General features: G+C 60.1%; 20 protein-coding genes. 11 read left to right on the top strand and 9 right to left on the bottom strand.

The features are described 5' to 3' along the window. The first annotated feature begins 26 nt into the window (after positions 1–26). A complete protein-coding gene (locus tag B9Z33_RS04635) occupies positions 27–602 on the top strand; it encodes a GIY-YIG nuclease family protein (protein WP_108285780.1) in 576 nt (191 codons plus the stop codon). A 222-nt stretch (positions 603–824) separates the two neighbouring features. Here B9Z33_RS04635 and B9Z33_RS04640 read toward each other — a convergent pair whose 3' ends face one another. Then, positions 825–1,835 carry a restriction endonuclease gene (locus B9Z33_RS04640; protein WP_108285781.1) on the bottom strand — a complete coding sequence of 337 codons (1,011 nt, stop codon included), beginning with the start codon at positions 1,833–1,835 and terminating at the stop codon, positions 825–827. A 503-nt stretch (positions 1,836–2,338) separates the two neighbouring features. On the opposite strand from B9Z33_RS04640, the gene B9Z33_RS04645 reads away from it, so the two are divergent. After that, positions 2,339–2,980 (top strand): MBL fold metallo-hydrolase, encoded by a 642-nt coding sequence (locus B9Z33_RS04645; protein WP_108285782.1) that lies wholly within the window; start codon positions 2,339–2,341, stop codon positions 2,978–2,980. 12 nt (positions 2,981–2,992) lie between these two features. Here the strand turns inward: B9Z33_RS04645 and B9Z33_RS04650 are convergent, their stop codons facing one another. After that, positions 2,993–3,865, bottom strand: a complete 873-nt coding sequence (locus tag B9Z33_RS04650) for a M48 family metallopeptidase (RefSeq protein WP_108286162.1) — start codon at positions 3,863–3,865, stop codon at positions 2,993–2,995. Between the two features lie 116 nt (positions 3,866–3,981). On the opposite strand from B9Z33_RS04650, the gene B9Z33_RS04655 reads away from it, so the two are divergent. The 3 genes from B9Z33_RS04655 to B9Z33_RS04665 all read left to right on the top strand — a co-directional run bounded on the left by B9Z33_RS04655 (position 3,982) and on the right by B9Z33_RS04665 (position 7,395). Next, a complete protein-coding gene (locus tag B9Z33_RS04655) occupies positions 3,982–5,322 on the top strand; it encodes an MFS transporter (RefSeq protein WP_108285783.1) in 1,341 nt (446 codons plus the stop codon). Between the two features lie 66 nt (positions 5,323–5,388). Continuing rightward, positions 5,389–6,090: a response regulator gene (locus B9Z33_RS04660; protein ID WP_108285784.1), complete on the top strand. Its 702-nt coding sequence runs from the start codon at positions 5,389–5,391 to the stop codon at positions 6,088–6,090. A gap of 3 nt (positions 6,091–6,093) precedes the next feature. Beyond that, entirely contained in the window at positions 6,094–7,395 is a 1,302-nt protein-coding gene (locus tag B9Z33_RS04665; RefSeq protein ID WP_108285785.1) for a HAMP domain-containing sensor histidine kinase, read from the top strand. A gap of 51 nt (positions 7,396–7,446) precedes the next feature. On the opposite strand, the gene B9Z33_RS04670 is transcribed toward B9Z33_RS04665, so the two are convergent. From B9Z33_RS04670 to B9Z33_RS04700, 7 genes are all read right to left on the bottom strand, one after another. Continuing rightward, positions 7,447–7,650 carry a zinc-finger domain-containing protein gene (locus B9Z33_RS04670; RefSeq protein WP_108285786.1) on the bottom strand — a complete coding sequence of 68 codons (204 nt, stop codon included), beginning with the start codon at positions 7,648–7,650 and terminating at the stop codon, positions 7,447–7,449. Positions 7,651–7,661: 11 nt separating this feature from the next. Further along, positions 7,662–8,600: a branched-chain amino acid transaminase gene (locus B9Z33_RS04675; protein WP_108285787.1), complete on the bottom strand. Its 939-nt coding sequence runs from the start codon at positions 8,598–8,600 to the stop codon at positions 7,662–7,664. 102 nt (positions 8,601–8,702) lie between these two features. Next, positions 8,703–9,143: a glycerate kinase gene (locus tag B9Z33_RS04680; protein ID WP_108285788.1), complete on the bottom strand. Its 441-nt coding sequence runs from the start codon at positions 9,141–9,143 to the stop codon at positions 8,703–8,705. A 45-nt stretch (positions 9,144–9,188) separates the two neighbouring features. Beyond that, positions 9,189–10,574 (bottom strand): DNA repair protein RadA, encoded by a 1,386-nt coding sequence (gene radA, locus B9Z33_RS04685; RefSeq protein ID WP_108285789.1) that lies wholly within the window; start codon positions 10,572–10,574, stop codon positions 9,189–9,191. 28 nt (positions 10,575–10,602) lie between these two features. Next, positions 10,603–11,652: an NAD(P)H-dependent flavin oxidoreductase gene (locus B9Z33_RS04690; protein WP_369916400.1), complete on the bottom strand. Its 1,050-nt coding sequence runs from the start codon at positions 11,650–11,652 to the stop codon at positions 10,603–10,605. Positions 11,653–11,655: 3 nt separating this feature from the next. Further along, positions 11,656–12,636 (bottom strand): hypothetical protein, encoded by a 981-nt coding sequence (locus tag B9Z33_RS04695; RefSeq protein ID WP_108285790.1) that lies wholly within the window; start codon positions 12,634–12,636, stop codon positions 11,656–11,658. A 126-nt stretch (positions 12,637–12,762) separates the two neighbouring features. Then, the gene (locus B9Z33_RS04700) at positions 12,763–15,447 is read right to left on the bottom strand and encodes a response regulator (protein WP_108285791.1); all 2,685 of its coding nucleotides are present in this window, start codon (positions 15,445–15,447) and stop codon (positions 12,763–12,765) included. 192 nt (positions 15,448–15,639) lie between these two features. Between B9Z33_RS04700 and hpaR the strand changes: the two genes are divergently transcribed. The 6 genes from hpaR to B9Z33_RS04730 all read left to right on the top strand — a co-directional run bounded on the left by hpaR (position 15,640) and on the right by B9Z33_RS04730 (position 20,543). Continuing rightward, positions 15,640–16,131: a homoprotocatechuate degradation operon regulator HpaR gene (gene hpaR / locus B9Z33_RS04705; RefSeq protein WP_108285792.1), complete on the top strand. Its 492-nt coding sequence runs from the start codon at positions 15,640–15,642 to the stop codon at positions 16,129–16,131. Next, the gene (locus B9Z33_RS04710; RefSeq protein WP_108285793.1) at positions 16,128–16,760 is read left to right on the top strand and encodes a fumarylacetoacetate hydrolase family protein; all 633 of its coding nucleotides are present in this window, start codon (positions 16,128–16,130) and stop codon (positions 16,758–16,760) included. Before hpaR ends, B9Z33_RS04710 begins: the two co-directional genes overlap by 4 nt. Beyond that, positions 16,757–17,521 carry a fumarylacetoacetate hydrolase family protein gene (locus B9Z33_RS04715; protein ID WP_108285794.1) on the top strand — a complete coding sequence of 255 codons (765 nt, stop codon included), beginning with the start codon at positions 16,757–16,759 and terminating at the stop codon, positions 17,519–17,521. The genes B9Z33_RS04710 and B9Z33_RS04715 overlap by 4 nt, the downstream gene beginning before the upstream one ends. Positions 17,522–17,618: 97 nt before the next feature. Continuing rightward, a complete protein-coding gene (gene hpaE, locus B9Z33_RS04720) occupies positions 17,619–19,088 on the top strand; it encodes a 5-carboxymethyl-2-hydroxymuconate semialdehyde dehydrogenase (RefSeq protein ID WP_108286164.1) in 1,470 nt (489 codons plus the stop codon). A 2-nt stretch (positions 19,089–19,090) separates the two neighbouring features. Then, the gene (hpaD, locus tag B9Z33_RS04725; protein ID WP_108285795.1) at positions 19,091–20,017 is read left to right on the top strand and encodes a 3,4-dihydroxyphenylacetate 2,3-dioxygenase; all 927 of its coding nucleotides are present in this window, start codon (positions 19,091–19,093) and stop codon (positions 20,015–20,017) included. Positions 20,018–20,111: 94 nt separating this feature from the next. Continuing rightward, positions 20,112–20,543, top strand: coding sequence for a 5-carboxymethyl-2-hydroxymuconate Delta-isomerase (locus B9Z33_RS04730; RefSeq protein WP_108286165.1), 432 nt, complete (start codon positions 20,112–20,114; stop codon positions 20,541–20,543). The last annotated feature ends 54 nt before the right edge of the window (positions 20,544–20,597 follow it).

The following is a 20,597-nucleotide window of genomic DNA, read 5'->3' on the forward strand; positions in this document are numbered from 1 at the left end:
AACTCAAACGTTAAATTTGTTCGTTCATGGCTCTTGATCAAGTCGCTGTCAATCCAGGAGTTGTCTACATCCTGAGAAATAACTCGTATCGAGAGACAATCGTGAAAGTCGGTAGGACAACGCGGGCGTCCGCGCTACGGGCATCTGAGCTATCGCGACCGACTGGTATTGCAACCCCATTCGAGGTGCTGTATGAAGAAGCAGTTGCCGACTGTGAACGTGCCGAGCAGATTGTCCACGGCCGCCTTTCTAAATGGCGCGTGAACGAGTCACGCGAGTTCTTTGATGTTCCCCTGAAGGATGCGGTTCGTGCGGTGTTCGAAGCATGCTTGGAAGTGAATGAACCATTTTTGCGCGAGCGAAGCCGTCTAGCCATTTGGACTGAGCCCGGAGTACCACTTGGAAACGGACTCGCTGAGATACTTAATTCGGCGACACCAGGAACGACGGCCGTACGTCTGGTTCTGAATAGTCCTAATGCTGTAGCAGAACTCCACTTGAGCAATACGTTGCTGGTTGCCTGTACACCAGAGTTTCTCGCCAATCTACAGCGACAGAAGTGGGTCAAGTATGTCCAAGTCTATGTACCAGCACATATTTAACAGTCCGTCAGCGCAGATGTCCTTGGGTGCCGGTTACGCCGAACGTTGAAGGACTGCTCTTCTGATCGCTGAGCGACCGCTATGCGACAACAATCAGACGGTAAGGATCCCCAAGCGACAGGCGGTAATCGTCGCTAAGTGACCAGTCGTCCCCACACGGCGCAACAAGGGGGAGAAATTGGCGCTTACGGTCATCTCACTATATGATCCGACCGTTTAATGCTATCGGACGATACCGGTTCCAGGCGTTCGAAGTTTCGTCAACCAGCCTTTGATGCCGTCTCGCTCAACGGTTAGGATGTCATAGCCACGTGCCGATATCGTCGTCTTCGCTCCAGGGCTTAGCTCTGACGTTGTGACGATGACGCCGTACTCAGCCCGCTCGAATTGAACGTCTGCGTGAAGGCCCTTTACGACGACTTTTTCTATCTTGTTCTTCTGCCTCTTGCATTGAACAATACACAGTGGGCTATCCTCCGGATTCGCATCTTGCTTCCACACACGGGCATCGACGCCGTCATCGTTGCTGCCAGGGCCAAGATCGACTTTATAACCATCACGCTCGTAAAACTCGGCAGTCAGTTTTTCAAATTGCCGCCAGTGCATTTCGCCAATGCGATCATGGTTGTTCGACAAGTAATCGATGTATCGCTGGTCAATGAACCGCCCCTTCTCAGGTTGTTGGTCTGTTCCTTTGAACAGCCCCTTCAGCTTGAGAGGATTGATCCATTCGTTGCCGATGCCGCAATGAGGATTCATTCGAATTCCACGATTGATGATCTCGTACATCTCAATTGCGATCTTGACGCCAGCGACCCCGAATACCCTATTCACCTCAGCCAAGATCGCGCTGGGGTCTGTCGTCTTTGACTCGCCGCTTGGAGTTCCGATCCTCATAAAGTGATTCATCGTCGTACTGACCTGCATGAAGAAGTCGAGTTCAGCCGCGTTAGCTTCGAAGCGATGAAATAATCTCGCCTGCTCAAAGCTGGGCCCTAGATACAGCTCTCTCGTGTACCCGATCCGGTGTAGTAGGTTGTAGTAAAGATCTTCGTACTCTTCTGACCTCAACCGAACGCCCGATGTCTCACCATCACGGACGACGTCTGGGAACGAAGTGCCCGCCAAATGGTCGCAGATCTCCTCAATCGACATAGCGAGGCCACCCTTATAGCCGGCGATCTCGGTTAGGTTGTCTGGCAAAACTTTCGGTCCAAAGACAATACTACCCATTTTCACTTTCTGTGCTTATAGTTTTAAGAGAATACTGTTATTACAACGCAAAATCTAGGTGTGTGAGGTTAGCCTGATGAAGTAGCGTATGAAGGCGCACACCTGTTGTATTACTTTTTTCGAATCGGCGAAGACGATGAGCGCGATGTGTAAGTTGGCCCCTTGGTGTAGACAGACGAAGCGCAATCGACCGCATTCGCTGCCTCGCCTTATCTCGCTACCAAATAGTAAGTGCGAGGAACTGAACTAAATTTCAAGCCTTTGCCCAGTTTGAGGGAAGTTCATACTAAAAATCTCAAGCCGAAATGCCTCAAATCCGAGTTCTAAACTTTGTTATCAGAGTTTGGGTGGTGACCGATCACCTAAGTGTGGTTCTGAAAAATCGCCTGCAAATCAATCCTGTTTAACACTTTGACTTTGGCGCGCCAACAAGAGATTTGCGCGAGTTTCAAACTATGACCGCAAGTTCTAAACATTGTTATCACGCTCCATATAATTTGCGGATGCTGCAATACCAAACCATCCCCGTCACGCCCTTTCAGCAAAATTGTTCCCTGATCTGGGACGATCAGACCCGCCAAGCGGCGGTGGTCGACCCGGGTGGAGACCTCGATTTGATTTTGGGTGCTGTCAAGGCGCTGGGCCTTCAGCTGGAGCAGATCTGGATCACCCATGGCCATGTGGACCATGCCTCTGGCACGGCCGACCTGGCTGAACAATTGGGCGGCGTGCCAATCATCGGCCCACACCCGGCCGACCAGTTCTGGATCGATGGTTTGCCTGCCGCCGCAGCGGCCTATGGTTTCCCCCCTGCACGTGTTTTCAAGCCCACGCGCTGGTTGGCCGATGGCGACACCGTCACGCTGGGGGCGCACACTTTGCAAGTGCGCCACTGTCCGGGGCACACGCCGGGCCATGTGGTGTTTTATTCGCCCGAGATCCAGCGGGCCTTTGTGGGCGATGTGCTGTTTGCGGGCAGCATTGGCCGCACCGATTTCCCACAAGGCAACCACGAGGACCTGATTGCCAGCATCACCGGACGCCTGTGGCCCATGGGCAACGACACGGTGTTCATTCCCGGTCACGGCCCCGAAAGCACGTTTGGCCGTGAGCGCCAGAGCAACCCTTACGTGGGCGGGACCTGATGCGGGTCAAACTCAGCCTTTGAGGGCTTGCTCATACAGGTGCTGCACCTTGGGCAAGTTGGCTTCGAGTTCCTGGATGCGGTTGGCCCCACTGGGGTGGGTGGACAGGAAGGAGGGGCCCCCATTGCCACTGGCTGCCTGCATTTTTTGCCACAAGCTCACGCTGGCTTCGGGCTTGTAGCCGCCGCGTGCGGCGATTTCCAGACCCACCAAGTCCGATTCGGTTTCGTCGTCACGGCTGTACTTCAGGGTCAACAGTTGGGTGCCCAGGTTGGCCGCCACATCGCCCAAAGAGCCCAGCCCCAAAAGTTGGGAGGCAATGGACAGGCCGAAGCTGGTGGCTTGGCTTTTGGCCAGCCGTTCGCGCGCATGTTCGCGCAGGGCATGGGCCATTTCGTGCCCCATGATCATGGCGGCTTCGTCGTCCGTCAGCTTCAACTGGTCCAGGATGCCCGTGTAAAAAGCGATCTTGCCGCCGGGCATGCACCAGGCGTTGATCTGCTTGCTGCCGATCAGGTTGACTTGCCATTTCCATTCGCGTGAGCGGCTGTTCCACTGCGCGGTGTGGGGAATGAGTTTTTGGGCAATGGCGTGCAGGCGTTGCAATTGGGGGTGGCCATCTTGGGCCAAAGCACCTTTGGATCGGGCCTCGGCCAAAACCTGCGAGTACTGTTGCCGAGCCGAGGTTTCCAGGGTTTCGGCGGGCACCAGTTTGCGCAAGCTTGACGAGGAACCGACATCGACTTGCGCCAAAACCGACCCCGCTGCCGTGGCTCCGGAGGCCAACAAGAAAGCCCTGCGTGCTTGCCAGCGGGGCGATTGAGGGCGCTGCACGCTCGGAGCGGCATCGGCAGAAGGTGTTTTGAGGTTGCAAATAAAGCACATGGTTTGCAAATGATAGCGAACGAAAGCCATTGACGGGCGACCCTGTAAAGCCTTTGCCAGGGTAAGAGGGGGGATGCGAAGGCGCGGTTTCCTGTGGACGACCCGATAATCCTGTCATGTCAGAAGCTCCATCCCACACCGCAGCCCCCGCGCAGGCCCCTGCCCGCACCTGGCGTGAGGCCTTGCGCCTGTATCTGCAGCCTGCCAGTTTGCGCATGCTGGCGCTGGGCTTTGCGGCGGGTTTGCCGCTGCTGTTGGTGCTGGGGACGCTGAGCTTCAGGCTGCGCGAGGCGGGCATTGACCGCAGCACGATTGGCTACCTCAGTTGGGTGGGCCTGGCTTATGGGGTCAAGTGGATGTGGGCACCGCTGGTCGACCGCATGCCCATTCCTTGGCTCACGCGCCGCTTGGGCCGCCGCCGCAGCTGGTTGTTGTTGTCGCAAACGGTCGTTGCGGGCGGTTTGGTGGGCATGGCGTTCAACGACCCTTCGCAGTTGTTGGGGCCTTTGGTGGCCTGTGCTTTGGCGGTGGCGGTGGCCTCGGCCACACAAGACATCGCGCTCGATGCCTACCGGATTGAATCGGCCGAGGTGGACGCCCAAGCGGCCCTCGCGGCCAGCTACCAGACGGGTTATCGCCTGGCCATGATCTGGGCGGGGGCCGGTGTGCTGTGGATCGCCGCATGGGCTCAAGGTGAACAAGCCACGGGCTATGCCCAAGCGGCATGGCAAGTGGCTTATCTGGTCATGGCGGCCAGCATGCTGCCGGGCATGCTGATGGTGCTGGGCTCGCCCGAGCCGGTGCCTGTGCCCATGAAGCCAGCACGCAATCTGGCCGAGTGGCTGCAAGGTGCATTGATCGACCCATTTGCCGATTTTTGGCGTCGCTACCGGTGGCAAGCCTTGCTGGTGCTGGCGCTGATCGCGGTGTACCGCATCAGTGATGTGGTGATGGGCATCATGGCCAATCCGTTTTATGTGGACATGGGCTTCACCAAAACCGAGGTGGCCAGCGTGACCAAGGTGTATGGCGTGGTCATGACGCTGGTGGGGGCTTTTGTGGGCGGCGTGCTGTCGGCGCGCTGGGGGGTCATGCGCATCCTGATGCTGGGTGCGGTGCTGAGTGCCGCCAGCAACATGCTGTTTGTTTGGCTGAGCGGGGTGGGGCACGACGTGACCGCCTTGATTTGGGTGATTTCTGCCGACAACCTGGCCAGCGGCATCGCCTCGGCGGCTTTCATTGCCTATTTGTCATCGCTCACCAACATCAGTTATTCGGCCACGCAATACGCGCTGCTCAGCTCCATGATGCTGTTGTTGCCCAAGTTCATTGCCGGTTTTTCAGGTGACTATGTCGATGCCTACGGCTATGCCAGTTTCTTCACCGCCACGGCCTGGTTGGGGGGGCCGGTGCTGCTGCTGGTGGCGCTTGCATCACGGGTGCATGCCAGGGCCTGAGGCCAGATTTACCGATCTTTACCCGAGCGACACGATGGACCTTCAAACGCAGGCGATGATGATCTGATGCAACACATTTTGATGATCGAAGACGATGCCCGCCTGGCGGCCATGGTGTCTGACTATCTGGGTCAAAACGGCTTTGACGTGGCCCCTGCGCCCGATGCCCAAAGCGGCTTGGCTCGGCTGCAAACCGCAGGCGTTGATTTGGTCATTCTGGATTTGATGCTGCCCGACATGGACGGTTTGCAAGTCTGTCAGCGCATCCGCGCATTGCCGGGTGCGCTTGGGCAGGTGCCGGTGCTCATGTTGACGGCCAAAGGCGACCCGATGGACCGCATCATCGGGCTGGAAATGGGGGCCGATGATTACCTGCCCAAACCTTTTGAGCCCCGAGAGTTGCTGGCCCGCATCAAGGCCATCTTGCGCCGCAAAGGCAGCCCGCCCGAAGCCACCGCGCAGGTGATGCAATTCGGCTCCCTCGAAATCGACCGGGACGCCCGCCGTGTCTCGGTGGCTGGGCAGCCCTGCGATTTGACCTCTTACCAATACGATGTGCTGGTGGCACTGGCCGAGCGTGCTGGCCGTGTGCTCACACGCGACCAGATCATGGAAGCCGTGCGCGGACGTGAACTGGAGGCATTTGACCGCTCCATCGACGTGCACATGGGGCGCATCCGTGCCGCCATCGAGTCCGACCCCAAAGCGCCGCAACGCATCCTGACTGTGCGTGGCGTGGGCTATGTGTTTGCGCGGCAGCAGGACTGAAGCATGACCCTTCAAGCTTTGTTCCGGCACTGGTCACGCCATTTGTATTTGCGCATATGGCTGGCGGTGGTGGCGGGCGTGGCGGTGCTCATGTTGGTGGTGGGCTGGGCGTGGCGCGCCAGTGTGGAGCACAACACCCCGTCGGTGCCGCGCGAATGGGTGGTGCTCAACGCCGAGGGGGAGGTGCTGGCAACCACTTCCCGGGCCGGGCCGGGTGCCCCTTTGGCCTTTGACCTGACTTTGCCCGACGGGCAGCGGATTGGGTTGCGGGTGCAGCGCCACGGAGAGCCCCAGGATGGGCCTGGCATGGACCCGCGACGTGGTGAACGCATGCCGCCCCATATGTCGCCTCATGGCCCGCCCCATGCACGCAATGAACCACCTTGGTGGGCCAAACCGCCTTATGGATTTTTCTGGATGTTGGGCCTGATAGGCCTGGCCGTGGCGCTGGGTTTGTACCCGGTGGTGCGGCGGCTGACTCAGCGGCTGGAAGGTTTGCAGCGTGGCGTGCAGCGCTGGGGCGATGGCGATTTGTCGGTGCGTGTGCCGGTGCAAGGCGACGATGAGGTGGCTGACTTGTCGCAGCGATTCAACGCCGCGGCTGAACGCATCGAAGGCTTGATGGCTTCGCAAAAATCCTTGCTGGCCAATGCCTCGCATGAGTTGCGCTCGCCTTTGGCCCGCATACGCATGGGCCTGGAGTTGATGGCGGCACCCACCGCTGACGCAACCGTGCAGCAGCGCGCCCGTACAGAAATTTTGCGCAACATGACCGAGCTGGATCAACTGATCGATGAAATCTTGCTGGCCAGCCGTCTGGATGCCAAGGAGGTTGACATTGGCAAGGTCGAGGCGGTGGACCTGGTGGGCCTGTGTGCGGAAGAGTGTGCCCGCGTGGGGGCCATGCTCGACGTGCCGCAAGGCCTGGCGCAACTCGAAGTTCGGGGCGTGGCCAAGTTGCTGCGGCGCATGGTCCGTAACCTGCTGGAGAACGCCAGGCGCTACGGTGCCACGGGTTCAGACGGCGGTGACGTGGTGTTGTCTTTGTCGCAGCAAGGCCAGCAGGTCCACATTCAGGTGTGCGACCAAGGGCCAGGGGTTCCAGTGGCTTGGCGGGAACGGATTTTTGAGCCCTTTTTCCGCCTGCCGGGTGCGAGCGAGCGTGTCGGAGGGGTGGGCTTGGGTCTCTCTCTCGTCAAGTCGATTGCCGAGCGCCATGGGGGACAGGTGCGGTGCGCAGACCGTCTTGGCGGTGGGGCCTGTTTTGAGGTGGATTTGCCCCAAAGCAAAACGGCGAACACCTGAGTGTTCGCCGTGGGTTGGTCGTGCCATCGAAGGGATGGCAACGCTTGAGCCTCAGTGGTGGTGGCCCACCACTTCGCCGGCTTTCAGTTTGTAAACCGTGCCGCAATAAGGGCACTTGGCTTCGCCAGACTTGGCCACGTCCAGATACACCTTCGGGTGGCTGTTCCAGAGTTTCATGTCGGCTTTGGGGCTGGGGCAAAACACACCGCCCTGAGGGTTCAGGTCGGTGGCCAGCAGTTCAACGGTATTGCTCATGTTGTGTTTCCTTAAACCAGTGTCAGCCAATGGGCGTACTTGGGGTTGCGGCCATTGACGATGTCAAAGAACGCGGTTTGGATTTTCTCTGTGATCGGGCCACGACTGCCCTCGCCCAGCTGGATGCGGTCGAGTTCGCGGATCGGGGTCACTTCGGCGGCGGTGCCGGTGAAGAAAGCTTCGTCGGCGATGTAGATTTCGTCACGCGTGATGCGCTTTTGCACGATCTCCAGGCCCAAATCTTTGGCGATGTGGAACACGGTGTTGCGGGTGATGCCATTCAGCGCGCCAGCCGACAAGTCGGGGGTGTAGATCACGCCATCTTTGACCACGAAGATGTTTTCGCCAGCGCCTTCAGATACAAAGCCCGAGGTGTCGAGCAACAGGGCTTCGTCGTAACCTTCGTCGGTCACTTCCATGTTGGCCAGGATCGAGTTGGTGTAGTTGCTCACCGCCTTGGCTTGCGTCATGGTGATGTTGACGTGGTGGCGGGTGTAGCTGCTGGTTTTGACGCGGATGCCGCGCTTCATGCCTTCTTCACCCAGGTACGCACCCCAGGTCCATGCGGCGACCATCAGGTGGATGGTGTTGCCCTTGGGGCTCACGCCCAGCTTCTTGTCGCCGATCCAGGTCAGGGGGCGGATGTAGCCGCTTTCCAGGTTGTTCTCACGCACCACGGCGCGCTGGGCTTCGTTGACCTGCTCTTTGGTGAACGGGATCGCCATGCGCAGGATCTTGGCGCTGTTGAACAGGCGGTCGGTGTGCTCTTGCAGGCGGAAGATGGCAGTGCCTTGCTCGGTTTTGTAGGCGCGCACGCCTTCAAAAGCGCCGCAACCGTAGTGCAGGGTGTGGCTGAGCACGTGGATCTTGGCATCGCGCCAATCGACCATCTGGCCGTCCATCCAGATTTTGCCGTCACGGTCTGACATCGAAGGAATGACAACGCTCATGAAAGTGTCCTTTAAAGAAGGGGCATTGAAAAATGCAAAAAAGTATTTTAAGGGCTGGCGCAGGGCATCGCCGCCGCGCCGGTGCGCATCCGCGACCCCATTTCAGTGGGCGGGGTTAGAGGTTTCGGCGGGTGAATTCTCGGCAGTCTCTTCAGCGGCTGGGCGCTCCATCGCCCAATCGCTCAGCTTGCCGCCCACAAAAGTGCATGTGACGTGCGATTGGCCTGCATCGGTCCAGCGGTAAACCTCGGGCTGGGTGTCTTTTTCGGTCAGCAGTTCGCCCAATGACTTGGTCATGGCGATCACATGCATCAAGGTCGCACCTTTTTGGAGTTTGGCGTTGAGCATCACGGCGCTGGACACATGGCCAATAGGGCGGTTGGCCGCTTTTTTCAGGATGGTCACTATGCGGGTGAAATGCAGCAAGATCCACATGACCACACCGCCCGCCGCCAGGGCAATGCCTGCCCATTGAAAAGCGTGCCAGGCACCCACGGTGAGAACGACGATGGCCGCTGGCGCCAGTATTTTGTTGAAATTCATGGGGGCAGATTGTGCCCTGATTGACCGGGTGCTTTGTGGAGAGCCTCAGTCCAGCCCCCGCACCACCTGCATGGCTTCTTCGATGCGCTCGACCGGGTAGATGGTCAGGCCTTCAAAAGCCTTGTCGTTTTTCTTGGGGGCATTGGCCTTGGGCACCACCGCCACTTTGAAGCCCAGTTTGGCCGCTTCTTTCAGACGATCTTGCCCTCGCGGTGCGGGCCGCACTTCTCCGGCCAGACCCACTTCGCCAAAGGCGATGAAGCCCTTGGGCAGGGGTTTTCCGCGCAGGCTGCTGGTGATGGCCAGCATCACGGCCAGGTCGGCGGCGGGCTCGCTGATGCGCACGCCGCCCACCGCGTTCACAAACACGTCCTGGTCCATGCAGGCTACGCCCGCATGGCGGTGCAGCACCGCCAGCAGCATGGCCAGGCGGTCGCGGTCCAGGCCCACACTCAGGCGTCGTGGCGAAGGGCCGCCGCTGTCCACCAGGGCCTGAATCTCGACCAGCAGCGGGCGCGTGCCCTCCAGCGTGACCATCACGCAGCTGCCGGGCACGGGTTCGCTGTGCTGGCTCAAGAAGATGGCGCTGGGGTTGCTCACGCCCTTTAGGCCTTTTTCGGTCATGGCGAACACGCCAATCTCGTTCACCGCGCCAAAGCGGTTTTTGATGGCGCGGATCAGGCGAAAGTTGGAATGCGTATCGCCTTCAAAGTACAGCACTGTGTCCACCATGTGCTCCAGCACGCGGGGTCCTGCCAGTGCGCCTTCTTTGGTGACGTGGCCGACCAGCACGATGGTGGTGCCGGTCGATTTGGCAGTGCGGGTCAGGTGGGCCGCGCATTCCCGCACTTGCGCCACCGAGCCGGGTGCGCTGGTCAATTGGTCCGAATACACCGTCTGGATCGAGTCGATGATGGCAATGCCGGGTTGGCGCGCTTGCAGCGTATGCAGAATTTTTTCCAGCTGGATCTCGGGCAGCACCGGCACCTGCGAGTCGGGCAGGCCCAGCCTGCGCGAGCGCATGGCCACTTGCGCGCCGCTTTCTTCGCCCGTCACATACAGCGTGTTCATGCCGCTGCGCTGCAAGGCGTCCACCGCTTGCAGCAGCAAGGTCGATTTGCCAATGCCCGGGTCGCCGCCGATCAGCACCACGCCGCCTTCGACCATGCCGCCGCCCAGCACCCGGTCGAGTTCGTCGATGCCGGTGGGGTGGCGCTCAAAGTCGGCGGCTTCAATTTGTGACAGCGGCAGCACTTCGGAGGTGGGGGCCAGTGAGGCGTGCACCGAACCAAAGCGGTTTTTGCCGCCCGCAGGCTCGGCAGAGGCTTCAATCAGGGTGTTCCAGGCGTTGCAACTGGGGCATTTGCCCATCCAGCGGGCGCTGGTGCCGCCGCATTCGGTGCAGGTGAATATCGATTTGTCTTTGGCCATAGGACGCAAGTGTGCCTGACGCTGGGGCTCAGACTGCGCACCAGGCGTTCAGAAAATCGCGGGTGATGTCGGCGGCCGCGGCGGTGCGGCAGCCGCTGGTGTTCTGGCCTGCCCACAGCGGGGTGAAGTCGCTGTTGCCTTGGGTTTCGGCCGCCGCGCGCAGCGGAGCCATGTCGGCAGTGGCCAACGGAAAGGCCGGTGCTTGTGGGTGCATGGCCCCCAGCTCGCGCATCACGCGGTTCACGATGCCCCGCGCCGGACGGCCCGTGAACAGGTTGGTCAGCGCCGTGTGTTGCGCTGCGCTGGATTGCAGGGCGGCGCGGTGCAGGGCGCTGGTGGTGGCTTCGTGGCTGCACAGGTAAGCGGTGCCGATTTGCACGGCTGCAGCACCCAGCGCTTTGGCGGCCGCCACGCCGGCTGGGGTGGCGATGCCGCCTGCCGCAATCACCGGCACTTGCACGGCTTGCACGATTTGCGGCAGCAAGGCGAAGGTGCCGATTTGGGTGCTCAGGTCGTCCGACAGGAACATGCCCCGGTGCCCACCGGCTTCCAGGCCCTGCGCAATGATGGCGTCTGCGCCATGGGCCTGCAGCCACAGCGCTTCGGGCACCGTGGTGGCCGACGACAGCACCAGGCTGCCCCAGCCCTTGACGCGGGCCAGCAAGTCCGCCGCAGGCAAGCCAAAGTGAAAGCTCACCACCCCTGGGCGAAAGGCTTCCAGCACGTCGGCCGCCGCGTGGCTGAAGGGCAGGCGCGCTGGGCCGCTGCTGGCCGTGTTGGGCGCAAGCCCCATGGCCTGGTAATAAGAGGCCAATATCGCTTGCCACGCAGCCAGAGCTTGTGCGTCGGGTGTGGGCGGACTGTGGCAAAAGAAGTTGACGTTGTAAGGGCGTTGCGTGGCTTGCTGCAGCGCTTGCAGTTCACTTTGCAGGTCGGCAAGACTCAATATGGCCGCTGGCAGCGAGCCCAAACCGCCGGCTTCGCACACTGCGGCAGCCAAGCGGTGGTTGTGCGCCCCGGCCATGGGGGCTTGCACGATGGGGGGCAGCAGATCGGGGGGCAGTGCCTTGGACATCATGGGTCAGGGTTGAGTGGGTGGATTTTTGATCAGCTTGACCAGGTCGGCCAACATCTTTTCTTTGGCCGAGGGGTCTGATCCTGTCCATGAAAAAGTCAGGTTGTCGGTGCCATAGGTCAGCATTTTTCGATCGATGGGCCCCTGAAAAATGCCATGCGCAGCGTTGTCGTAAAACCAGACATCGATGTCTGCTTTTTGTGCTTTGAGTCGATTCATCCAATCGATCGGTTTTTCGGTGACGTCTGTGGGGTTTTGTCGGCCGTTGCACCGGCCTGCATTGCCCGCAGGAACTTCGGGGCCGGGCGAGCGGTTGACGCGGCAACTGTCTTGTCGTTGCCACATCCAGTCTTCTTGGTGTTTGCCACCGTAGTTGTCGAGTTTGCCAAACACCAATCTGATGGGCACCGCCACGTTGTCAGGCAAACCGATGCCCATGCCGGGTAAACCTTCGGGGATGACGGCCTTGACGTGGTCGGGGCTGACCACACTGGCCAGATTGGCCACCACCGCAGCGCCATTGGAGACGCCTTGTAAAAAGATCGAACTTGTATCGATTTTGTCCGATTGAGTCAGCGCCCACTCGTAGGCCCCTTTGGCCGCTTTGTAGATCATGCGCTGACGCGATTCGTTGGTCGCCTGAGAGCCCCAGAATGGGTAGCCTTGGTAAAAGCCGTTCAGTTGGTAGGCGTCAAACACCAGTGTGGCGATGTCATTTTTTTGCAGTGCAGCGGCCAAGTTCATTTCCAGCGCACCGAGTCCCCCGCCGCCGTGCGCGATGATGACCAAGGGTGGTTTCACGGGCAATGGGGTGCCGTTCCAGCGGCTCGGTACTTTGAGCTGTACGGATTTGTGGCAGGGGTCAAAGTTGGCCAGTGGACCGGAGACCGTATGAAAGCGCGGTCGAATAACCACGATTTGAGCCACATCGGCGGGTGCTGGTTGGCAGTTGTTGGGTGTTTGTGCGGCAGCCCAATGCGTTGCCATACAAAGCAAAAGACCAGTAGCCTTGGCGAGCCAAGCAAGGTATTGGATTTTCATAGGGCGTTGTGTCAGGCCGTTTCGATGCCCAACATATTACGCGGATGGTGCCCATGGCCCCGCTTGGTGGGCTTAAGCGGTATCAGCGATGCGCTCGTTGACCGGCACCAGCCGCGCCATTTCGTTTTTCAGTGTTTCCAGTGAAATGGGTTTAGAAACGTAACCGTCCATGCCGCACGCGATGTAACTTTCCCGATCCCCCTTCAGGGCATTGGCTGTCACGGCAATGATGGGGGTTAGCGGCATTTGGCGGGCCGCTTCGTGTTCGCGGATCAGCCGGGTCGCTTCAATGCCGCCCATCTCGGGCATCTGAATGTCCATCAGGACCACATCAAAGGCATTTTGGGTGAAGGCTTCGACGGCCTCCACGCCATTGTTGGCCAGCGTGACGGTGTAGCCCATGCGGTTGAGCAAAATGGTTTGCAAGGTCTGGTTGATGAAGGTGTCTTCGGCCAGCAAGGCTTTGCGCTGCGGTGGTGGCTGAGTGGTCTCAGCCGCACTGGTTGCCGGCTGTGCGGGTGCGCAGGGCGTGAGTTGACGGTTGAACGCCGCGATCAGCTCTTGTGGATCGACCGGCTTGATCAGAAAGTCCTGGATGCCCATGGCCTGAACCTCTTCAGGGCTGATCTGTTCACTCAAGGCCCCCATCATGACAAGGGTCAATTCACTGCAATGGCGCATTTGGCGCAATTGCGTCGCCAGGGCATAGCCATCGATGTCGGGCATGTTGACGTCGATCAGCGCGTAGCGTGCATGTTTGAGTTGAGGATGGTGCAGTGCCTGTGCTGCGTTCTCGCAAGCCAGTGTGCGCAAGCCGGCAGCCGACAAACGTTGCGTCAGGATGACACGGCTGCTGGCGTTGTCATCGACCACGAGCACACTTTGGCCTGCCAGTTCCGGGTGGAGGCTTTCATCGCGTGTTGCCAGTGTGTGTGCCCGCTGCAATCGGGTGGTGAAGCTGAACGTGCTGCCCTGTCCCAGTTGGCTTTTGACATGGATGTCACCACCCATCATGCGAACCAGACTGCGGCTGATGGGCAGGCCCAGGCCCGAACCTCCAAAACGGCGTGCTGTGCTGGAGTCGGCTTGCGTGAAAACATCAAAGATCAGGCTTTGCTTGTCCGCAGGAATGCCAATGCCGGTGTCCCTGATCTCGAAGTTCAGCCAGATGTCCTGTTCGTTGGGCGGAGATGCCATGCAGGTCACTGTGAGCATGACTTCGCCTTGGGCTGTGAATTTGATGGCGTTCGCCAGCAAATTGGTGATGACTTGCTGCAGGCGGACAGGGTCACCGACCACCAGATCGGGGACATCGGTTGCGATGTCGCAGACCAATTCCAGGCTTTTTTCTGAAGCGCGCAATGACATGGCGCGGGTGGATTGTCTGATCAGACCGTGCAAGGCAAATTCGTGCGGGTCCAGGTGCAGTTTTTGGGCTTCTATTTTGGAAAAATCCAGAATGTCATTGATGACCGCCACCAGCGATTTGGCGGATGCCGAGACCATGTCCAGGTAGCTGCGCTGCTCGGGGGTCATGCGTGTTTGCAGACACAACTCGGTCATGCCCAGAATGCCGTTCATGGGTGTGCGAATTTCGTGGCTCATGTTGGCCAGAAAATGGCTCTTGGACGCATTGGCCGCTTGCGCCGCATCGCGCGCCAGGGCCAAGTCGCTTTCGGCACGTATGCGGGCTTCCACAAATTCATTGAAGGCGTGGGCCACGGTCTGAATTTCTGGGCCGCCCAACTCGGTGATCGGGGCGGTTTTGCCGCCTTCACGCATTCGCCCAGCCGTGTCGTGCATGGCTTGAGCCAGCTGTTCCAAGGGGCGAATGAGTTTTGAAACAAATCCCCACATCAGGGGCACGAGCGTCAGCATCAGCAGCAAGGTGATGGCGATCATCTTGGTGTAGAGATCGTCGATCGGTGCGAACGCTTCTGTCGAGGGAATCACCGAGGCGATGATCCAGTCGGTGGTCTTGAGCCGTTTGAAAGTGAAAAGCCCTTGAAGCCCGCGTGTGGTGGTGCCTTCCTGGGTGCCTTCAAAGCCTTGAATGGCATTTTCGAACGGGATGTTGCTGCTGTTTTCGGGAACCTTTTTCAGGATCAGGCTGGTGTCCGGGTGGGCAATGCGCACCCGGTCCTGGGTGACCAAATAGTAATAGCCTGCTTTGCCGTTTTTGCGGTCGGCGATCGAGCCCAGCAAGTTGGGTTTGTAGAGGTTGAGCACCCCGCCCAGTATGCCGACCAGTTGCTGATGCTTGTCAAAGATGGGGGCTGCCACGACCACAATGGGCTGCTGTGTTGCCCGACCCAAAATGGGTTTCGAGATCACCGGGGCGTGGGTCTTGATCACGCCCTGGATGTAATCCCGGGAAGACATGTCCAACGTGCGTCGTCCGGGTTTGACGGGCCAGTCCACCAGCAAAACCCCTTTGGCATCGAAGATGTAGAGGTCGTCATAGACGGTGAGCAAAGCATGCTCTCGTTGTAGGAGTTGTTCCAGTTGGCCCAAGTCGTTCATGGGCCCTGCGGGCACATGCATGGCGACCTCGGACAGCATGTCCATGCTGTCTTGCAAGCGTTCATCCAGGTTGCCGGCAACGCTGGTGAGCTGGCGAAATTCGTGGGTTTCAATGCGCTCAACGATGTCGCTGCGCAAGACGTAAAACTGCATGCTCAGCTGCACCAATAAAAGCAGCAATCCCATGGCCATGACGCTCAAGGACAGTTGCAGTTTGATGCTGAGCTTGTTCATGCGTGATCAGAAAAGGGCCTTTGTGGGTAACCAGAGGCTTATGGGCTTGTGAGGGTTGCAATTTTAATGTTCCAGTTAATATTTTTTAACTTAAATACTCACAAAAACAAGTCTCTTGGTCATCTCGCACAGGTGCTTTAAGGGAAAACCCTTGACGCATGGGCTTGCTCATTCATTTAACATGTTAAATAAATGAGCAAGCCCACCCCCTTCGTTCACCGCAACCTGCCGCGACTGCTGCTGCAGGCACGCGAGGCCGTCATGGCCCACACGCGCCCCAGCCTGCGCGAGCATGCCTTGTCTGACCAGCAGTGGCGCGTGCTGCGCGTGCTCGGCGAGCACGCCCATGAGCGCGGTGGCATCGAGACTGGCCGTGTGGCCCGCGAGGCCTATTTGCTAGGCCCCAGCCTGACGGGCGTGCTCTCACGCATGGAGCGTGATGGCCTGATCGCCCGCGAGCGCTGCCCGCAAGACGCCCGCCGCACTGTGGTGCGCGCCACCGCTTTGGGGCTGGACAAGGTGCAGGCGCTGTCGCAAACCATTGAGGCGCACTACCAGTGGATGGAGCAGCAGCTGGGCAAAGACAAGCTGGGCCAGCTGTACGCGCTGCTCGACGAAGTGATCGCGCTCGAAACCCCTGAAATCGAAACGCCAGAAGAGCTGGCCGAGGAAGAAGAACGATGAATCCGTGGACACCCCGGGGCACGGTGTACGGCACCCTGCTCAACTTCCGCCGCGAATGGGACCTTTGGGCCCCGCGCATGACGCAAGACCCGCACAAGGCTGCGCCCCAAGCGCCTGTGCTTTACGTCAAGACGGCCAACACATTCAGCCCCGCTGGACAAGACCTGTTGCTGCAAGACGGCGTGAGCGAAGTCGACATCGGCGCCACGCTGGGCTTGGTCATCGGGGACGACGGCCAGGTGGCTGGCGCTGCGCTGCTGTGCGACTGGTCGGTGCCGCACGCGAGCTACTACCGCCCGCCGGTCAAATTCCGTTGCCGCGATGGCTTTCTGGCTTTGCCGCAGCAGGCCACAAAAGGCAAAGTGGCCGATTGGGCCGCGCTGCAGATCGAGGTGCGCCGCAACGGTGAATTTGTCCAAACGGTGGATTTGCGCGAGCTGGTGCGCGATTTGCCCACCTTGTTGGCCGATGTGGGCGAATTCATGACTTTGCAGCCCGGTGACGTGTTGATGGTCGGGACCGATTGCCTGGCCGATGGCACGCGCCCGCGTGCGAAAGCGGGGGATCGGGTGGAGATTTCCGCGCTTGGTTTCTCTTCTGTGTCTGTGCAGGTGGGAGGTGCCGCATGAAACACGCACGCATCGCCTGGTCGGGCGCCATCCAGCAAGCGGTCGAGTCCGACGGCCAGTTGCTCATCACCCAAGGCCCGCACAAGGGTCAGCGCGTGGGCTTTGACGATGTCGTCTGGTTGCCGCCACTCGCACCCGTGCCGCAAGCGCGCACCGTGATCGCGCTGGGCCTCAACTACGCCGACCACGCCAAAGAACTCGCCTTCAAGGCGCCTGAAGAACCGTTGGCTTTCATGAAGGGCGATGCCTCACTGATCGGGCACAAGGCTTTGACCAAGCGCCCGGCTGAGGTGGCCTACATGCATTACGAGTGCGAATTGGCCGTGGTGATCGGTCGCACCGCCCGCCATGTGAAGAAAGCCGATGCGTATGACTACATCGCGGGCTACACCGTGGCCAACGACTACGCCATCCGCGACTACCTGGAAAACTGGTACCGCCCCAACCTGCGCGTGAAGAACCGCGATACCTGCACGCCGATTGGCCCGTGGCTGGTGGATGCGGCCGATGTTCCGAACCCGATGGCGCTCAAGCTGCAGACCACCGTCAACGGCCAAGTGACCCAAAGCGGCAGCACCGCCGACATGATTTTCGACGTGCCCACGCTGATTGAATATTTCAGCAGCTTCATGACGCTCAACCCCGGCGATCTGATCCTGACGGGCACGCCCGACGGCATCGTGAACGTGAACCCGGGTGATGTGGTTGTCACCGAGATTGAAGGCATCGGCCAACTTACCAACACCCTCGTTTCCATTTGATTTTGTGGGAGGCCGCCCCTGCGGCCGAATGCCAAGCCCACCGCCATTTCAAACCATTTGGCCGCAGGGGCGGCCTCTCGCAGAGGTCCGCAGCAACATGAAAATCAACCACCTGATCAACGGCAAAAGCGTCGCGGGCAGCGACTACTTTGAAACCATCAACCCCGCCACACAAGAAGTGCTGGCCGAAGTCGCCTCGGGCGGTGAAGCGGAAGTGAATGCCGCCGTGGCGGCCGCCAAAGCCGCCTTCCCCAAGTGGGCAGCCACACCCGCCACCGAGCGCGCCAAGATCATGCGCAAGCTGGGTGATCTGATCACGAAGCATGTGCCCGAGATCGCGGAAACCGAAACCCGGGATTGCGGCCAGACCATCAGCCAGACCGGCAAGCAGCTGGTGCCGCGCGCGGCCGACAACTTCCACTACTTTGCCGAGATGTGCACCCGCGTGGACGGCCACACCTACCCCACGCCCACGCACCTGAACTACACGCTGTTCCACCCGGTGGGCGTGTGCGCGCTGATCAGCCCGTGGAACGTGCCCTTCATGACCGCCACCTGGAAGGTCGCGCCGTGTCTGGCTTTTGGCAACACCGCCGTGCTCAAGATGAGCGAACTCTCGCCCATGACCGCTGCGCGTTTGGGCGAGCTGGCGCTGGAGGCGGGCGTGCCCCCAGGCGTGCTCAACCTGGTGCACGGCTACGGCAAAGAAGCGGGCGAGCCGCTGGTCTCGCATCGCGATGTGCGCGCCATCAGCTTCACCGGCTCCACCGTCACCGGCAACCGCATCGTGCAGAGCGCGGGTCTCAAAAAGTTCAGCATGGAGCTGGGCGGCAAGAGCCCGTTTGTAATCTTTGAAGACGCCGACCTGGACCGCGCCCTGGACGCCGCCATCTTCATGATCTTCAGCAACAACGGCGAGCGCTGCACCGCAGGCAGCCGCATCCTGGTGCAGCAAAGCATCTATGCCGACTTTGCCGCCAAGTTTGCCGAGCGCGCCAAACGCATCACCGTGGGCGACCCACTCGATGAAAAAACCATCGTCGGCCCGATGATCAGCAAAGCCCATCTGGCCAAGGTGCGTAACTACATCGAACTGGGCCCCAAAGAAGGCGCAACCTTGCTGTGCGGCGGCGTCGATCGCCCGACCTATGCTCCCGAACTGCCGGGGGCCTTGCAAAACGGCAACTTCGTCTGGCCCACGGTGTTTGCCGATGTCGACAACCGCATGCGCATTGCACAAGAAGAAATCTTTGGCCCGGTGGCCTGCCTGATCCCATTCAAGGACGAGGCCGACGCGATTGAAAAAGCCAACGACATCGAATACGGCTTGAGCAGCTACGTCTGGACCGAGAACCTGGGCAAGGCGCACCGCGTGGCTGCAGCGGTGGAGGCGGGCATGTGCTTTGTGAACAGCCAGAACGTGCGCGACCTGCGCCAACCCTTCGGTGGCACCAAGGCCAGCGGCACCGGCCGCGAAGGCGGCACCTGGAGTTACGAAGTGTTCTGCGAACCCAAAAACGTGGCGGTGTCGCTGGGCGGTCACCACATTCCGCATTGGGGAGTTTGACCATGGGCCAACTCGCACTTGCTGCCAAAATCACCCACGTGCCCAGCATGTACCTGAGCGAAATCCCGGGGCCGCGTTTTGGCACGCGCCAGAGCGCCATCGACGGCCACAAGGAAATCAGCCGCCGTTGCCGCGCCTTGGGCGTGGACACGCTGGTGGTGTTCGACACGCACTGGCTGGTCAACGCGAACTACCACATCAACTGCGCGCCGCACTTCAAGGGCAGCTACACCAGCAACGAGCTGCCGCACTTCATCAACCACATGGCCTTCGAGTCGCCGGGCAACCCCGAGCTCGGGCATTTGCTCGCCAAAGTGGCGAACGAGCACGGCGTTGAAACCCTGGCGCACGACAACACCACGCTCGACCCCGAGTACGGCACGCTGGTGCCGCTGCGCTACATGAACGAGGACCAGCACTTCAAGGTGGTGTCGGTCTCGGCGCTGTGCATGGTGCATTACCTGAACGACAGCGCCCGCCTGGGCTGGGCCATGCGCGAAGCCGTGGAAAAGCATTACGACGGCAAGGTGGCCTTTTTGGCCAGCGGCTCGCTCAGTCACCGCTTTGCGCAAAACGGTCTGGCACCGGAGTTTGCCCACAAGATCTGGAGCCCGTTCCTGGAGCAGCTCGACAAACAGGTCTTGCAGATGTGGGCCAACCGAGAGTGGAGCGTCTTTTGCCAGATGCTGCCCGAGTACGCCAGCAAGGGCCACGGTGAAGGCTTCATGCACGACACGGCCATGCTGATGGGCGCTTTGGGCTGGACCGCTTACGACGGCGGCGTGGACATGGTCACGCCGTACTTCGGTGCCAGCGGCACAGGCCAGCTCAACGCGATCTTTGACGTGACCCCGCAGGACGGCGTGCAGGTGCCTGCTGCCGTGGCCAGCAGCGCCGAGGGTTACACCGCTGTGAGCACAAGGTTATGAACTTCCCCCGTAGGTCGGCGGCTTCAGCCCCGACATGGACCTTTACCAAACCCCCAATGTCGGACCTGAAGGTCCGACCTACAAAGACAGATCAATGCCCCACCTTGTGATCCTTTACACCGGCCAGCTCGACTACGAAGTCAGCATGACCGCCCTGTGCCGCCAGTTGGCGGATGCCATGCTCACCGTCCAGGACGAGGAAGGCAAACAGGTCTTTCCGACCGGCGGCACGCGTGTGCTGGCCTACCCCGCGCCGCATTACGCGGTGGCCGATGGCGGCGCAGCCGGGCGTGAGGCTGCGGGCACGGGCGACTACGCCTTTGTGTACCTGAACGTGCGCATGGGCCGGGGCCGCAGCGAGGCCACACAGCAGCACGCTGGGCAAACATTGCTTGAAGTGGCCAAGGCCTTCTTTGCGCCCGTGATGGCGCAGCGCCACATCGGCATCACGCTGCAGATCGACGTTGGGCCTGAAGTGTTTGATGCGAAGCACAGCAACATCCATCCGCTGTTCAACAAGGCCTGACATGCAAGCGATCCTGACTTGTGTAGGGGCGAGCCCCTGCTCGCGAATGCCGGA

The sequence above is a fragment of the Limnohabitans sp. T6-20 genome (genome assembly GCF_003063505.1).
Classification (GTDB): Bacteria; Pseudomonadota; Gammaproteobacteria; order Burkholderiales; family Burkholderiaceae_C; genus Limnohabitans_A.

Excerpts from the sequence above, each read along its gene's own strand:
- B9Z33_RS04635 (WP_108285780.1), top strand. The coding sequence starts at position 27 with ATGGCTCTTGATCAAGTCGCTGTCAATCCAGGAGTTGTCTACATCCTG.
- B9Z33_RS04640 (WP_108285781.1), bottom strand. The coding sequence starts at position 1,835 with ATGGGTAGTATTGTCTTTGGACCGAAAGTTTTGCCAGACAACCTAACC.
- B9Z33_RS04645 (WP_108285782.1), top strand. The coding sequence starts at position 2,339 with ATGCTGCAATACCAAACCATCCCCGTCACGCCCTTTCAGCAAAATTGT.
- B9Z33_RS04650 (WP_108286162.1), bottom strand. The coding sequence starts at position 3,865 with ATGTGCTTTATTTGCAACCTCAAAACACCTTCTGCCGATGCCGCTCCG.
- B9Z33_RS04655 (WP_108285783.1), top strand. The coding sequence starts at position 3,982 with ATGTCAGAAGCTCCATCCCACACCGCAGCCCCCGCGCAGGCCCCTGCC.
- B9Z33_RS04660 (WP_108285784.1), top strand. The coding sequence starts at position 5,389 with ATGCAACACATTTTGATGATCGAAGACGATGCCCGCCTGGCGGCCATG.
- B9Z33_RS04665 (WP_108285785.1), top strand. The coding sequence starts at position 6,094 with ATGACCCTTCAAGCTTTGTTCCGGCACTGGTCACGCCATTTGTATTTG.
- B9Z33_RS04670 (WP_108285786.1), bottom strand. The coding sequence starts at position 7,650 with ATGAGCAATACCGTTGAACTGCTGGCCACCGACCTGAACCCTCAGGGC.
- B9Z33_RS04675 (WP_108285787.1), bottom strand. The coding sequence starts at position 8,600 with ATGAGCGTTGTCATTCCTTCGATGTCAGACCGTGACGGCAAAATCTGG.
- B9Z33_RS04680 (WP_108285788.1), bottom strand. The coding sequence starts at position 9,143 with ATGAATTTCAACAAAATACTGGCGCCAGCGGCCATCGTCGTTCTCACC.
- radA (WP_108285789.1), bottom strand. The coding sequence starts at position 10,574 with ATGGCCAAAGACAAATCGATATTCACCTGCACCGAATGCGGCGGCACC.
- B9Z33_RS04690 (WP_369916400.1), bottom strand. The coding sequence starts at position 11,652 with ATGATGTCCAAGGCACTGCCCCCCGATCTGCTGCCCCCCATCGTGCAA.
- B9Z33_RS04695 (WP_108285790.1), bottom strand. The coding sequence starts at position 12,636 with ATGGCAACGCATTGGGCTGCCGCACAAACACCCAACAACTGCCAACCA.
- B9Z33_RS04700 (WP_108285791.1), bottom strand. The coding sequence starts at position 15,447 with ATGAACAAGCTCAGCATCAAACTGCAACTGTCCTTGAGCGTCATGGCC.
- hpaR (WP_108285792.1), top strand. The coding sequence starts at position 15,640 with ATGAGCAAGCCCACCCCCTTCGTTCACCGCAACCTGCCGCGACTGCTG.
- B9Z33_RS04710 (WP_108285793.1), top strand. The coding sequence starts at position 16,128 with ATGAATCCGTGGACACCCCGGGGCACGGTGTACGGCACCCTGCTCAAC.
- B9Z33_RS04715 (WP_108285794.1), top strand. The coding sequence starts at position 16,757 with ATGAAACACGCACGCATCGCCTGGTCGGGCGCCATCCAGCAAGCGGTC.
- hpaE (WP_108286164.1), top strand. The coding sequence starts at position 17,619 with ATGAAAATCAACCACCTGATCAACGGCAAAAGCGTCGCGGGCAGCGAC.
- hpaD (WP_108285795.1), top strand. The coding sequence starts at position 19,091 with ATGGGCCAACTCGCACTTGCTGCCAAAATCACCCACGTGCCCAGCATG.
- B9Z33_RS04730 (WP_108286165.1), top strand. The coding sequence starts at position 20,112 with ATGCCCCACCTTGTGATCCTTTACACCGGCCAGCTCGACTACGAAGTC.